Origin of the sequence: Paenibacillus allorhizoplanae, assembly GCF_927798215.1 — a bacterium.
GTDB classification, from domain to species: Bacteria; Bacillota; Bacilli; order Paenibacillales; family NBRC-103111; genus Paenibacillus_E; species Paenibacillus_E allorhizoplanae.
On the sequence record NZ_CAKMMW010000012.1, the window covers coordinates 82648 to 97594 of the forward strand.

13 protein-coding genes are annotated in these 14947 nt (G+C 47.5%); 9 read left to right on the forward strand and 4 right to left on the reverse strand.

Annotation, left to right across the window (positions count from 1 at the left end):
* Positions 1-47: 47 nt before the first annotated feature.
* The 3 genes from L6I86_RS19670 to L6I86_RS19680 are packed head-to-tail and all read left to right on the forward strand — an operon-like array spanning position 48 to position 3460.
* On the forward strand, positions 48-995 hold the full coding sequence (locus L6I86_RS19670) for an ABC transporter permease (RefSeq protein ID WP_236289826.1): 948 nt from the start codon (positions 48-50) through the stop codon (positions 993-995).
* A gap of 24 nt (positions 996-1019) precedes the next feature.
* Complete coding sequence (locus L6I86_RS19675; RefSeq protein ID WP_236289828.1) at positions 1020-1886, forward strand: carbohydrate ABC transporter permease; 867 nt, start codon at positions 1020-1022, stop codon at positions 1884-1886.
* Between the two features lie 56 nt (positions 1887-1942).
* The gene (locus L6I86_RS19680; RefSeq protein WP_236289830.1) at positions 1943-3460 is read left to right on the forward strand and encodes an extracellular solute-binding protein; all 1518 of its coding nucleotides are present in this window, start codon (positions 1943-1945) and stop codon (positions 3458-3460) included.
* Positions 3461-3566: 106 nt separating this feature from the next.
* Here L6I86_RS19680 and L6I86_RS19685 read toward each other — a convergent pair whose 3' ends face one another.
* Positions 3567-4178: a biotin transporter BioY gene (locus L6I86_RS19685; RefSeq protein WP_236289832.1), complete on the reverse strand. Its 612-nt coding sequence runs from the start codon at positions 4176-4178 to the stop codon at positions 3567-3569.
* 141 nt (positions 4179-4319) lie between these two features.
* Here L6I86_RS19685 and L6I86_RS19690 point away from each other — a divergent pair, with 141 nt between their 5' ends.
* From L6I86_RS19690 to L6I86_RS19700, 3 genes are all read left to right on the forward strand, one after another.
* Complete coding sequence (locus tag L6I86_RS19690) at positions 4320-5201, forward strand: energy-coupling factor ABC transporter ATP-binding protein (protein WP_236289834.1); 882 nt, start codon at positions 4320-4322, stop codon at positions 5199-5201.
* Entirely contained in the window at positions 5192-6862 is a 1671-nt protein-coding gene (locus L6I86_RS19695; protein WP_236289836.1) for an ATP-binding cassette domain-containing protein, read from the forward strand. The genes L6I86_RS19690 and L6I86_RS19695 overlap by 10 nt, the downstream gene beginning before the upstream one ends.
* Positions 6863-7438: 576 nt before the next feature.
* Positions 7439-8362, forward strand: coding sequence for a polysaccharide deacetylase family protein (locus L6I86_RS19700; protein WP_236289838.1), 924 nt, complete (start codon positions 7439-7441; stop codon positions 8360-8362).
* Between the two features lie 102 nt (positions 8363-8464).
* Here L6I86_RS19700 and L6I86_RS19705 read toward each other — a convergent pair whose 3' ends face one another.
* The 3 genes from L6I86_RS19705 to L6I86_RS19715 all read right to left on the reverse strand — a co-directional run bounded on the left by L6I86_RS19705 (position 8465) and on the right by L6I86_RS19715 (position 11795).
* A complete protein-coding gene (locus tag L6I86_RS19705; RefSeq protein WP_236289840.1) occupies positions 8465-8980 on the reverse strand; it encodes a hypothetical protein in 516 nt (171 codons plus the stop codon).
* Positions 8981-9124: 144 nt separating this feature from the next.
* Positions 9125-9640: a hypothetical protein gene (locus L6I86_RS19710; RefSeq protein ID WP_236289842.1), complete on the reverse strand. Its 516-nt coding sequence runs from the start codon at positions 9638-9640 to the stop codon at positions 9125-9127.
* A gap of 28 nt (positions 9641-9668) precedes the next feature.
* Complete coding sequence (locus tag L6I86_RS19715) at positions 9669-11795, reverse strand: ABC transporter transmembrane domain-containing protein (protein ID WP_276574883.1); 2127 nt, start codon at positions 11793-11795, stop codon at positions 9669-9671.
* A gap of 190 nt (positions 11796-11985) precedes the next feature.
* On the opposite strand from L6I86_RS19715, the gene L6I86_RS19720 reads away from it, so the two are divergent.
* The 3 genes from L6I86_RS19720 to L6I86_RS19730 all read left to right on the forward strand — a co-directional run bounded on the left by L6I86_RS19720 (position 11986) and on the right by L6I86_RS19730 (position 14897).
* A complete protein-coding gene (locus tag L6I86_RS19720; RefSeq protein WP_236289846.1) occupies positions 11986-12378 on the forward strand; it encodes an iron chaperone in 393 nt (130 codons plus the stop codon).
* Positions 12379-12411: 33 nt separating this feature from the next.
* Positions 12412-13206 carry an EcsC family protein gene (locus L6I86_RS19725; protein WP_236289848.1) on the forward strand — a complete coding sequence of 265 codons (795 nt, stop codon included), beginning with the start codon at positions 12412-12414 and terminating at the stop codon, positions 13204-13206.
* Between the two features lie 461 nt (positions 13207-13667).
* Complete coding sequence (locus tag L6I86_RS19730; protein WP_236289850.1) at positions 13668-14897, forward strand: NAD(P)/FAD-dependent oxidoreductase; 1230 nt, start codon at positions 13668-13670, stop codon at positions 14895-14897.
* The last annotated feature ends 50 nt before the right edge of the window (positions 14898-14947 follow it).

The window sequence follows — 14947 nt, forward strand, 5'->3', positions numbered from 1 at the left end:
ATAGTTAGTACAAGAGAAGAGCACGATAGCTAAGGAGATCACACATGATGAAGACAAATTCTTTGACAGTAAGCAGAGAAGTCAAATTAACAAAAGGGAGGTCATTCAAGCTTCTGAGGTATTGGGATTTGTATCTCATGGTATTGCCTGCGGTCATTCTTATCCTCCTCTTCAAATATATGCCGATGTATGGCGTCATCATTGCCTTCAAAGATTACAATTTGATGGAAGGTGTATGGGGTAGCGATTGGGTGGGGCTTCAATATTTTCGTGAATTATTTACGTTCGACGAATTCCCAAGAGTAGTCAGAAATACCGTTATGATCTCCTTGATGAAACTGCTCGTAGGTTTCCCTGTTCCCATTATTCTAGCCCTGCTGCTGAATGAGCTCAAATTCGTCAAATTCAAACGAATGGTGCAGACGATCACTTATCTGCCTCATTTTATTTCATGGGTGATTATTGGCGGCCTCGCCATTGATATGCTGTCTCCAAGCAGCGGGATTATTAATAGAATCATCGAAATGTTAGGGTTCCAACCGATCTTTTTCATGTCGGATGAAAGAATTTTTCGATGGATACTAGTGGGCTCGGATGTTTGGAAGGAAGCGGGTTGGGGGGCTATCATATATCTCGCTGCACTGCTGGGGATTAATGAGGAACTATACCAAGCGGCTACTGTGGATGGGGCAAATCGCTTTCGGCAAATTTGGCATATTTCTCTTCCAGGTCTGAAGTCGACCATTATCATCATTCTCTTGCTGCGAATCGGGTATATCTTAGATGCAGGTTTCGAACAAGTACTGGTTATGTATAACCCAACTGTCTACGATGTGGCGGATATCATTGATACGTATGTGTTTCGAGTGGGGCTAGGCTCTATGCAATTTGGTCTAACGACAGCAGCTGGGTTATTCAAGTCAGTCATTGGCTGCGTACTTCTAATTTTAGCTAATGTATTTGCCAGGAAAATGGGGGAAGAAGGAATTTTCTAAGGAAGAGAAAGTAGAGGGCTTGTCATGAAAAGAATTCGGAGAGAATCCATATTTAATAATGTAAATGTCATCGTATTGTCGCTGCTCTCATTATCAACCGTTGTACCTTTGATTCATATTGTAGCGAAGTCACTCAGTGGTGAAACGTATATTTTAGCGAAAGAGATTTGGCTATGGCCGAAAGATTTCAACTTTGCTTCGTATGAATATGTACTCTCTTATAAACAGTTTTACATGTCATTTTGGAATTCCTTGATTATTACTGTAGTTGGCACGGCAATCAGCATGGCTGTCACCGTATTGGCTGCGTTTCCACTCTCTAGGAAAAATTTTCCCTTTAAAAGAGGGTTTATGCTGTTCTTTGTCATCACGATGTTCTTCAGCGGTGGTCTAATTCCTACCTACCTGGTTGTGAAGCAATTAGGATTATTAAACACACTCTGGTCGATTATGCTGCCTCTGGCCTTGGCACCGTTTAATTTAATCTTGATCCGCAACTATTTCTTGAGCCTGCCTGAGGCTTTGGAAGAGTCGGCAATTATGGATGGGGCTTCCAACATACGGATTCTTACTTGGATCTATCTGCCTTTATCCCTACCGACCATTGCAACGATCGCGATGTTTTATGCCGTCGGTTACTGGAATAGCTTTTTTCAAGCGATGATGTATATCACTGATAGAGGTCTGATGCCACTGCAAGTATTCCTGATGCAGATTGTGACCAACTCCAAGACGGGAGACATGACGACGGGCGGCGTGTTAAGTGAACTTACACCAGAATCGACGACGGCTGCGGCCATCATTTGCGTGGTATTTCCGATCCTTTGTGTGTATCCCTTCATTCAAAAATATTTTGTTAAAGGTGTTATGTTAGGTGCGGTTAAGGGATAATTCCATGCCTTTATCCGAACTTTCATATATGTATAATTAAATAGGGAGGCGCGATCATGGTTTTTAGAAAAACAGCGGCAATCAGTATGAGTGTAGTCATGTGTATGCTTGTCATGGCGGGGTGCAGCACAAGCAAGCAAGCGGGCCAGGCAGGAACAGAAAAGACTGCGACGGCAACAAGTGGGAGTGGGGGAGAAGTCAAAGCGCTTAAGGATTTAAAAATTACCCGACTTTACCACGGCGTTATGGAGCAATTCAAAGGTTCGGACACCATGAATAATAATAAGATTATTAATAAGTTAAGGGAGAACTCGGGCTTTAACATTCAATATGAGTCACTTCCAAATGAAAATCCATCGCAAAAAACATCCATTATCTTTGCTTCTGGTGATGTGCCTGATCTTATCATGGTGAATGGCAAATCCGACTACTTTAAACTGGCCAAACAAGGTGCGCTCGAGCCCCTCGATGATTTAATTGCTAAGCAAATTCCGAATTTGTCTACGATGGCAAGTAAAGAGTCGCTAGATGCTTTGAGGTATGAAGGGAAAGTTTATGCGATCCCTTATCGAAATGCCTTAAAGGTAGGGAACGGTCTTATTGAGCGTACGGATATTTTGAAGGAATTAAACTTGAATGCGCCAACAACGATCGATGAGTTTTATTCAACAATGAAGACCATTAAAGAGAAGAAGAATATTACGCCACTAACGATGGCGACTTCGAGTGCGGGATCTTTCTTTGATGGATTTTTCCCTTTCTCCGCTGCCTTCGGCGTTTCTACACCTACAGTTATAAAAGACGGGAAATTGAAATTTTCCTGGGTGCAGCCGGAATACAAAGAATTCATAACAACACTTAAGAAATGGTATGACGAAGGACTATTGGATCCTGAATTTGCAGTTAATAAAGATAGCAAAGATAAGTTAATTAACGGAACAGCCGTGTTCAATACGTTGTATTTCTCATCAGGTATTGACGTGGACAAAGCCCTGCAGGAAAAGAAAAATGGCGGCTCTGTACAGTTTATTGCACCTCCTGTTGGCAAAAATGGTCAATCGGGGATTCAAGATGCTTCGATTTCAACGCAATATGTTGTAATTCCTAAACAAGCTAAAAATAAGTTGGGTGCAGCCCAATACCTGAACTTTTTGTACAAGCCGGAAACCGATATCTTAATAAATTATGGCATAAAAGGTGAGGATTACACAGAAGCAAATGGGATATATACACAGACGAAAGAACAAAGTGACAAAATTAGCTGGCGTTCGATGTACGGCTTAGGGGATACGGATTTTGGTATTGATGCACGACTGAAAGCCAAAAGTTTGTTGCCTTATTATGAGCCTCAGCTGAAATTTAAAAAATCCCGTGAGGAAACGAACTTTGCGCCATCGATTGAAGCGTACGATACCAAATTCACAGAACTTCGCAATTATGTGGAAGAAAACTCAATGAAATTTATTATGGGTAAACGTGATTTGTCTGAGTTTGACAAATTTACACAGGAGTTTGATGCTAAGGGCGGGAAGACCGCGATTGATGCCTTAAACGAATGGTTTACGAAGAAGTAAAAAAGCAATGAAAGAGCCATCCTCAAGTAGATTAGCTACTTTGGGGGTGGCTCTTATTTGTTGGACGAATGTGAGGTAAGGTAATAGGTTATTAAGAGAGAGTGAATTAGTGAATCAACGCATCTTGCGGATTCTCCGTTTTCACAATGCTATGTGAAGATGAACCTGTAAGACGCTGTGGCGGGAAGACTTGGCGAACGGGCGCAATGATGAGTGCAGCTACCACCGCTTTAATCGCATCTCCTGCGAGGAATGGATAGCAAGCGGCGACCATTGCTTTCTCTAGCGTATAGGAAGGAACCTTATACATTAACCAAGGTACACCCGCTAAATAAAGGATCAGTGAGCCGAATACTTCAAGAACAAGAAATGCAGCGACATAGCCCATGATGCCATTTAAACGAATACGAGGTAAAATAAAACCAATGAGCATCGCAGAGATCGGCCAGATCATAATAAAGCCGCCAGTAGGTCCAAGGACAACGCCTAGTCCACCACTGCCATGAAGGAGTGGGAAACCAACGGCAGTAAGCACTACGACAAGAGCCATACTTAGGAATCCGTAACGCGCACCTAGTAAACCGCCAGCGAGCATAACAGCTAATGTTTGAAGGGTAATGGGTACTTCTGTGCCGACTGAGATTTTGAAGAAGCTGAATAACACGAGAATAGCTGCAAATAAAGCGCTGAAAATTACACCACGTAACGTAAGTTTCATATTGTTGATCACTCCTGTTTCTGGTATTGTTAATCTATTGTCAACCAAATTAATGATTAACAAGTTGACAATACAGATGATAGCACAACTGCTAGAAAAGTGAAAGGAACTTTTTTACATATGCCTACAAGAGAAAGATTAATGTCATTAAAGAACGCTTCAATCGTCTATCGTATGGAATCGGGAGAAGGGCGACGCGTATGGTCAGGTGTTTCGCTAGACATTCATAGAGGTGAGTGGATTGCTGTTGTGGGACCTAATGGGAGCGGGAAAAGTACACTTGCTAGCGTGCTGCTAGGCTTGAACCCATTGTCGGAAGGGCAAGTGCAGCGTAGAACGAATGCTGTTACGCAGGCGACAAGAGGCGTGCTCCAATTGCCAGAAGCTCAATTCATAGGAGAAACGATAGGGGAGGAACTAGATTTCTTACCGCAAGCACAGCAATTAACAGCGGAGGAACGCAGGAGCTGGTATACGGAAGTATTAGCTGCTGTAGGATTGTCACTTTCGCCAGAGCGTACAATGGCTACCTTATCTGGGGGGCAGAAACAGCTGGTAAATCTCGCTGCCGCACTCGCAGCAAGTCCAGAGATTCTGCTTCTAGACGAACCGACGGCGATGCTGGATCCAGCTTCTCGCAAAGAAGTACGGGAAGCTGTGCGCCAGGCACATCAACGTGGCACGACGATTGTATGGATTTCACATCGGCTGGAAGAGGTGGCGGATGCGAGTCGTGTCGTCGGATTTGGCGCTGGAAGAATTACCTTTGATGGGGAGCCGCGTGAGTTTTTTTATGGGAAAGCTGGGGAGAAATCGGAGAAAAACGAGAAAAACGAGAAAAACGAGAAACCTGAGGAGTTTGAGAAATTAAAGAAATTCGAAAAATCTTCGCCTTGTGTGGAACTTGGCTTTGATCCGCCTTTTGTGATTCAAACGGCGATGCATCTGCTAGAACAGGGACTCACGTTAGACCCTCTTCCGCTGAACATGGAAGAATTGGCGGAGGTGATCTCATGCCGATAGTTTTGAAGGAAGTAGGGGTAAAAGCTCCTGATTCACCTGAGGTGACACTGCTCCAGGATATAAGCTTTACGCTGCAGGAAGGATCCGTGACATTGCTTATCGGCCACGCAGGTTCAGGGAAATCTACACTGCTGCAAGTGATGTCGGGTCTCCTTAAACCGCAAGCTGGATCCATTACGGTGGATGAACAGCCGATTTGGCTGAAACCGATGAAAGCCGATCCCAAGCAATTGCTTCGCTTCGGCTTAACGTTTCAATTCCCCGAGCAGCAATTGTTCGCACGCAGCATAGGTCAAGAATTCGCTTATTCGCTTAGGCCGTATAAACTTGCAAAGGAAGAGCGGGATCGGCGCATTCGCGCGGCGACCCATGCGCTCGATCCGCATGGCGTTTTCGCCATGGATCGCTCGCCCTTCGCGCTCAGCGGCGGCGAGCAGCGCCGGCTCGCGCTGGCGACTACCTTCGCCACGGCGCCGGATTGGCTCCTCATGGATGAGCCAACTGCCGGCCTCGAGGCGGCCGCCGTGCGCGAGCTGCTGCGCATGCTGCGCGAGCGCAGCGGTCGTGGCGGACTCGTCGTCGCCACGCATGATCTGGACACGTTCTTTCCGCTAGCGGACCGTGTCCTCGTGCTAGACCATGGCGAGCTCGTCTTCGACGGCTCCCCGCAAGAGCTCTGCCGCGCGCCCGAGGTGCTGGCGCGCGCCGGGGTTGGCCTCCCGAGCTGCGCGGAGGCCGCTGTGGAGATGGCGCGCGTTGGCATCGCCATCGCGCCAGATCTGCTCACGCCGGCGCTTGCCGCGTCGGCGATCTTGGCTGCGCTGCGCGAAGCTGGCAGCGCTTCTGCGCCAGCGGCCCCGCTGGCCGCCGCGAGCGTGGCGCAGCCACCGCGGCCTGCGCAGCGGCAGGCGCTGGCGCCGGAACCACCCGCGCCGCAGGCGGGGTGGCTGGGGTTGGACCCGCGCGCGAAGTGGCTGCTCTACCTGCTGCTCGCCATCGGCACGATGGGGCAGCAAGGTTGGGGCAGCCTCGCGGTGGCCGCGGCGCTCGTCGGCTGCGCGTTTCTCGGCCTTCCGCGCAGTGTGTTGCGCGGGATCAGGAAAATCGCAACGTCGTATGCGATTTTCCTGATCTTTTCCGTCGCGCTGGCGGGGATCGAATTCTCACCGATCGGTTACTCAGTTGATAATGGCTGGAGCACCACCTTTATTCTGACGCGATTATTTGTCGTCTTGATGGCAGGCTGCTGGCTCGCCATGTCGACCCCCTATAGTCAGCTCGTGCAGGGACTGAACTGGGCTTTGAAATATTTGTACAAGGTGAAGCTGCCTGTGGCGTCCTTCTCCTTGGCGGTTTCGTTTGTTTTTCGATTCATCCCGCTCATCATGCGAGAGTGGCAGCAATTCTCGACGATCGTGCGAGCACGAGGGAAAGCCTCAGTCCGCCCAGGTACGGTTCGCGTGCGCGACATTCCTGCGCTGGTCGTGCCACTCTTGTTAGGCATGTTCCACAAAGCGGAACAAATGACCGTCGCGATGGAGATGAAGCAAATCGACGGCACAACGTTGCTGCTACGGAAGGACACACTGGAGTGGGCGAGAGCTGACACGGTCTTAGTTGTGGTTGCTTTACTTGCTTGGGGATTTTTGCTATTTACGTAGTAGCTATCAGCAACCTAGTAGCTTCGGAAGTCTAGTAGTAGCTAACAAGCAGGCGCTATAACGGACACAGCGGATGCTATTAGGTTGTATTTGATTGTTTGTGTAGGCTAACGGACACAGCGGATCTTATTTGTCTGAAATCAGAGAATTATTGGCTTGCTAGGGCCATTTAACGGCTATGGTGTCCGTTAGCTCCCCAAATGCCCCATTCTGGTCGAAATAACGTCATTCGTGTCCGTTAGAATTGCTTTGCTTCTTCTCTGTTCCTCCGCTTCTCAGTTCGTACGCAGTTCTCCACACCTCCTCTTGCTCTCGGTTCCCCAGATTTCCTCTAACTCCCCACCCGTTATCAAAATCTAGGAATATTTCTCTCAATCACTGCTTACAAATAGAGTGATAGATGATTCCTCGAGAAATGGGTGGTTTACTATGAACGTCCGAGGCAAGAGGTTCCTATTTTACACATTACTAGCGGGAGTGTTTACGCTTCTTATTCTTTTTTTCATTAGTGGTCTCAACTCTCCAACAGCTCCCATAATCATAGAAGTACAGGCCGAGGAATTGACCCAATCTACTATGTCAACGCCTGTGCCCGTGTATACACCTGCGTCTGCGCCTATATCTGCACCTGCGTATGTGACTATGTCTGATCCTGATCCTGTGTCTACGCCTGATCCCGCGCCTTTTGAGATTTCTCCCCTTTCATCGGACAAGCCTGAGCAGCCACTCCCAGCGCAAGTGGACACAGTAGTCACAGCCCCACCTCAGACAACTTCCGTTACAGTGGACACCTATATGCCCAATGGGGTTGTCGCACCGTCTGCTTCATCCAAAGTCAGCATACCCGTCCTCAACTATCATAGCGTCACCATTGATCCAGGGAATGTGGTTGTTATTTCTCCAGCCAAGCTGGAGGCTCAGATGAAATATCTGCATGACCATGGGTATACGCCTATCTCTCTTGCAACATTCATTAACCTGATTGAAAAGAAAAGCGGTCTCGCGGCGCCTGATAAGCCTGTACTGCTCACGTTTGATGACGGCTATGTGGATAATGTGGAGGAGGCGATGCCGATTCTGGCCAAATACAATTTCCCTGCTACACTCTTCATGTCACCAGGCATGGTCGAGGATGCCAGTTATTTGAATTGGGAACAGGTCAAGCAGCTGCAAGAAGCCGGCTGGGACATCCAACCGCATGGCATGACACATCCACATCTACCTAAGCTTTCAGCGGAACAACAAGCGTATGAGATCACCGAAGCTAGAAAGTTGATTGAGGAGAAGCTTGGCACGCAAGCAGATGTTTTTTGCTATCCATATGGGGAATATAACCAAACAACGGTGAAGCTTTTGAAAGAACACGGCTTTCGCTATGCGTTTACCATTGATCAAGGCTACACGACCAATCAGCAGTCACCTTACTTGCTGAAAAGGCTGTTTATTAACGGGGAAGAAAGCCTGAAAGCCTTCATAAACAAGCTATCGAAAGCCAATTAGGGAGACGTTTTCCATAGGTTGCACTAGTTCAGACAACACAAAAAAGGAGCTACCACATTGTAGGGGCTAGCTCCTTTTTGTCTCATTAGGCATCTCGTACGATCACCTCAACCACTCACAATAAGCCTCAAGCTCATGAAACGGCACCGTATAGAGGGCTAAGGTGTTCACAATGGATTTCGTCGAGCCGGGCAGTGCAAGGAATTTGGCAAAGAGCCGATTCTCGTGCCCTTCCCCAGTCGCAGAAGCCCAGAACTGAACCTGCCGGACTCCCGGATTGCCTGCTTTAATAGCATCAACCAGTGCACGTAGTCCCTGTACGAATAGCGAGGTGCTTCGCAGCTCTTTTTCAATAAAAGCAACTTCGATCTGACATATATGTTGGTCCTCATAGTCGCCGGGACCTGTTCCGTAACCGAAACCGGCCGCGCCAACCATGTCGTAGGACTCTTCATTGATGACGAGTATAACTTTACCTAGAAAGAGCGGACTACTGATGAAACTGAGTTTCATGCCGAACGTGTAAGGCAAATTCAGTTCGGCGTGATGACGCAGCAGGAAGTCCATATAGGCTTCATGATCCATTTCAAATTCGCTGACACGGAATTCAAAAGACATTATTGTGGCTGTACACGAAGTGAATCGTTAACCTTAACGATTTTACCGAAGCCGCTGCCTTTTTTAGAACCTTTGTCGATAGTAGGGGGAACTGGAAACATACGGATGGCCTCCTTAATGTCGTAATTGTCTTGCCTATTTCCATTATATCGCAGTGAATTTCTTTAGGGTATCCCTTAAAATGTTAATTTTCTCACAAAAAACGACTTCTTTGCCGTGTGTACCCTCCCGAACGGAGCGTGCGCTAGTAAATTTGGCATACAGTCTGCATATATAATCGTTCTCAGCTAGTGCCGCAAGCCTAAGCTCCTGGACCTCCGGACCTCCCTGAACAATCTCGTTCACCATGTACAGCAATCCTCGAACAAATAAGCGTGACCCTCGGAGCGCTTTATCCGCAATGGCTACGTCCACAAAGGCAATATCCTTATCCTGGAAATCCTGCTCAGGGGTGCCGTAATAATAAGCAGCGATGCCAACCACACGGTCATCGACATCTTTCGCAGCGATCAGGTGACCCTGAGTCACGTAGGAGTAAATGAGAGTAACCATTTCCAAGGTGGAATAGGCGGGGTGCAGGTCGCGCTTACGGGCTAACATGAATAAACTTGCCTTGGCGAAATCGTCATCGCTGACACACTTTTGGTAGCTTAACGTCATTGTGTGTCTCCTTTCTGACTTCCAGTCATTATCCAATTCGTTTCTGAAGTGTTTGTTCTAAAGATTGTAGAATCTGCGGGTGTTCGGCCATTAAACGGTGAAAAGCTTCTTGTCTGACGGACAACAGTACCGAGGGCCCTATCGCCCTTACTGTTGCATTTCGAGGTACATTGTGAAGTAAGGCAATTTCGCCGAAATGATCCCCATCTTGCAGTACGGCGACCCGTCGTTCCCCACCATCAGGTGTACGTTTTATAATTTCAAATTTACCACGAACAATAATGTAAAATTTGTTGCCCTCATCGCCCTCACTCACAACATTCTCGCCTTCTTTGCAGGTTTCGGTTGTACATAACATAGCGATGTTCTTCAGCAGCGGAGGTGCAATACCTTCGAAGAAGGGAAGCTTGGCAAGCCTGTCCATGTCCACCGTGGCGTAGAGGCCGTCCAGAGACAGGTTAAATCCGAACTGCTTATCCCATAGGCTGCGGTAAAGATTGCTCTTATGTAGAAGCTCATGGTGGGTACCAGAGTCCACAATTCGGCCGTCATGGAAAACATAAATGCAGTCGGCGTTCTTAACTGAGGATAAGCGATGTGTCACGGATACAATGGTCTTCTCAGATCTAAGCCGATCAACGAGCTGGTTAATGTCCGCTTCGGTAGCTGGATCCAATGCTGATGTTACTTCATCGAGCAGCAAAATGTTCGGCTTCCTGAGGAGCGCTCTTGCAATCGATAACCGTTGGCGTTCGCCTCCTGATAGTGAGCCCCCTTCATGATGCACCTGTGTATCGTATCCGTCAGGCCAACTTGCAATGACATCATGGATGTTCGCCTGCTTGGCCGCCTCGATCATTTCATCTTCCGAAGCACCGCTATCCAGCAGCAAGTTATCCCGAATTGTCGTATTAAATAAGAAGGTATCCTGCGTAACGAGTGTGGACTGTCTTCGTAAAGAAGCTTCACTTAGGGTGCGGATGTCATAGTCATCCATAGAGACAGAGCCTTGCTTTGGATCATAAAAACGGGACAATAGCTGCAGTGCAGTACTTTTGCCAGAGCCGCTTGTGCCTATGAAAGCCACATAGCTCCCAGCTGCAATTTGCAAGCTTACATGTCGTAATTGATCGGATTCCTCGCTATAACCGAAAGTCACATCATCCATTCGAATCAAGGGAAGAGAAGAAGGCAGCTCGAGAGGATGAGGGACCTCCGAAACGCTGGGTTGATGATCCATAATTTCTTGGATGCGCCGAAAGCTAATACTGGAATCGATAAGGTTCGGGATGATGTAGGCTAAGTTAGAGCCTGACTGTCCTACACTTAAGAATAAGGTGAAAAAGGCCATGAAATCGCCTATAGTCATCATGTCATGGAAGATCAAATAACCGCCAAAACCAATCATAATCCCGTTCAAAATCAGAAGTGATATTAGAGGGAGCCGCTCCATCATGGAATTGGTAAGCTGCAATTTTAGGCCAAAGGAAAAGAGCTCATGCACCTGCTTACGGGCTCGTTCTTGAAATCTGGCTTGCAGATGCAAACTTTTAATCGTTTTATGTCCCTTAACCATCTCATCAATCGTATTTGTGAAACGTTCCTGCGTTTCTTTGTAGAGAATATTCGCGGCTTCCGCGCGCCCTTGGAGGAGTCTCGGCCCGATAAACATCAGCGTGGATCCAGCAAGCATGGCCAGTGTGAGCTTCCATTCAATAGAGAATAGTAAAATGAGTCCAAGCAGAACGCTTAAAGCTTCCTTCAGGAAAAATGGGAATGCGATGCGTACCACTCTTTCTACGGAGCCCATATCTGCCGAGAATCGGGTGACAAGATCGCCAACTCTGTATGTTTGATAGAATGGGAGCGATTGCCGCTGTAGGTGTGTAAACAGCTCGATCCTTAGTTTTTTGATGATCTGGCCACCGAGATTTCCAAGTGCGTATTCTCCGCCAATGCTTGCACAAATATTGAGAAAGCCGGTGCCAAGCAGTATGGTCAAGATGATTGCGAAATGATGAAGATTTTTGGGTATAAAAGCCTCGTCCACCATATATTTCAGGCTCATAGGAGCGGCTACCGAATATCCGACTTCTAGGAGGAGGCAGAATAAAAAAATGCTGGTCAGTCGCTTATAGGGAATCCAAAGGTTCAAAAGGGTTCTTAGGAAATTCAGGAATTATCGCCACCTTTCAATAGAATAAGATTACAGCACTTTTTTAGGGTTGTAAACGACACGATTTGTCATAATTCGGTAAAAAAATGAGTTGTTGAATAGAACTCGAATTCTTCCCCACCTAACGTGTATAATACAACTAACAATCCGCACCAAGGAGATTCCGTGCATGAAAGAAACCAAAACAGCCTTCGCATCCATCGACGCCTACATAGCAACCTTTTCCCCTGAGCTTCAGGAGAAGCTTCAAACGATCAGATCAGTCATTCAAGAGTCCGCACCAGAGGCAACGGAGAAGATTAGCTACCAAATGCCTACCTTTGATCTACATGGCAATTTGGTACATTTCGCAGCATTCAAAAATCATATTGGCTTTTATCCCACACCGAATGGGATTGATGAATTTGAGGAGGAGTTGGCGCAGTATCCGAGGTCCAAAGGGGCTGTCCAATTTCCACATGATCGACCGCTGCCACTAGCGTTAATCAGCAGGATCGTGAAGCATCGGGTGGCACAGAACAGTGAAAAAGCTCAGATGAAATCACCGAAAAAGAAGAAATGAAGATATAAGAATCTAACCGACGGTGGTGAAGCCATGGAACAGCCGTACACGATCTACGAACAGCAAATGAAGGCGAAGCTGAAGCGTTGGGAAATACGTTTGCAAAAGCAACCTAACCTGATCGAGCGAGCCTCCAAATCCGTTCAAAATCGCATTAATCAAGTCATTCCCGAGAAGATCCACAATACGATCACCGCGACGGTGAAAGGGATTGTGCAAACGACTTTGTTCGGTATTCATTATATGCCTGCGACGGAGCCGCTGAAGGGCGTATCGATGGCGGACCGCGATGCGAAAGCCGAGGAGTTGCTGTCACTTTACAAAAAAATCGCTGCGGCTGAGGGCGCCGGAGCAGGGGCTGGGGGCATTTTGCTTGGCCTTGCTGATTTTCCGATTCTGATCGGGATTAAGCTGAAATTTCTTTTTGAATTAGCGCATATTTACGGGTATTCCACCAAGGACTACAGAGAAAGATTGTTCATTCTGTATGTGTTTCAGTTGGCGTTCTCCAGTTCGAAGAAGAAGCCTGCGCTGCTTCATACGATTAAGAATTGGCCTGCAATTTCACAGAACTTTCCTCCTGCCGCCGACTATGCGAATCAAGTGAATTGGCTGCAGCTGCAGCAGGAGTATCGGGACACGATTGATTTTCGTAAAATGCTTCAGCTCATCCCCGGCATTGGGGCTGTCGTTGGCGCATGGGCTAACTTTGGCTTGCTGGAGGAGCTCGGCGTGGCAGGCATGAACTGTTATCGGCTGCGCAATTTGCAAGATAAAGCAGCCAAGGGAGACTCGCCGGCACCCGTTAGTCCGAAATCACAGAACTAATCTTATCGTACACGTCGTCCATTCTGGATTAGTCCGAAATCGCCCAACTAAACCGCGGCAAACACCCTCCTCACAAGAAAATTGGTTACATAGTTCGGCAGAATCGGACTATTTAGTCTTTTTCGAGTGGAACCCTTGTTATAGTTCGGAGAAATCGGACTAATACGAATATCGGCAAAAAAAGGGGGAGGCTGGCCCTGACACGTAGCCCCGAAGTCGCTCCCCAGCAGCAGAGCTCCGCTCTAAATCCCCCCAAACCGCTTTAGCGCTCGCCCGGTTGCCACGTCCCTCAAAAAATTGTGCATTCTTTTTCCACGCAAATAGTCAACTAATCAGTTATTTTCGTGAATAACGCGCATACACTAGAAGAGAGTCGGTTACCGGCTCACCTTGTGAGAAGTTGTGATTATTTTCACAAGCATATATGTGATTAATTTCACAACCGGAGGAGTGTTGAGGCAATGAGCAAACCCAAAATCGTGATCCTAGGCGCAGGCTATGGCGGACTTGTCACAGCGATAAGGCTGCAGAAGAAGATGAGAAGAAATGAGATGGACGTGACACTGGTCAACAAACATGACTATCACTTTATTACGACGCATCTGCATATGCCGGCTGCCGGTACGGATCATCATGATAACGCACGCGTGACCATTTCCGATTTGATTGATGAGCGGAAGATTCGATTCGTGAAGTCGACGGTAAGAGAAATTTTGCCGAGTGATAAGAAGATTGTGCTGGAAGATGCTACGCTTGACTACGACTATCTCGTGGTAGGACTCGGGAGTGAGACGGAAACCTTCGGGATCCCGGGTATGCATGAATATGCCATGTCGATCAAAAGCATTAACAGTGTCCGCTTCATTCGGCAGCACATTGAGTATATGTTCGCCAAGTCTAAGGTGGCTCCGAAGCGCAAGGATTATCTGACCTTCGTCGTTGGTGGCGCGGGGTTCACGGGTACGGAGTTCGTCGGAGAGTTGGCGGATCGCATTCCTGTTTTGTGCAAAACGTATGATGTCGATCCGGTAGATGTCCGGATTTATAATGTGGAAGCTTCCTCGTCGGCGCTTCCTCCCGGGCTGCCAGTGGATTTAGTCGAATATGGAATGGAAGTTATGCGCCGCAAAGGGGTGCAATATAAGCTATCGACAGCTATCAAGGAATGTACATCGGAAGGAGTTATTCTGAGCAACGGCGAGTTCATCCGCGCAGGCACGGTAGTCTGGTCGGGAGGGATACGCGGTAATTCGCTGCTGCAGGAAGCGGGTTTCGAGGTTCAGCGGGGACGGGTGAAAGTGGATAGCTGCTTGCGTTCCTATCAGTTCCCTGAGATTTTTATCACAGGCGATTGCTCGATCGTCACGAGTCCAGAGGGTACACCCTATCCGGCCAATGCGCAGATTGCTGTCCAACAGGGCTATAATGCGGCTAGGAATCTCATCCAGACGGTTCGAGGCAAAGAGATGAAGCCATTTGTCTATGATTTCAAAGGCACGGTAGCAACCTTGGGGCGCGGTGAGGCTGTTGGTTTACTCAAAGTGAAGAAAGTGAAAGGCCGCTTGGCCTTATTTATCAAAAAAATGATTGATGCCCGTTACCTGTATCTTATCGGCGGCATTCCACTCGTTTGGAAGAAGATGGTTTGGAAGCAGAGGTCCACGACTCGCAATTATCATGTGCCAAATTAACGCGCATATAACGTAAAATCCCCTTCAAGTAGATACTTGGAGGGGATTTT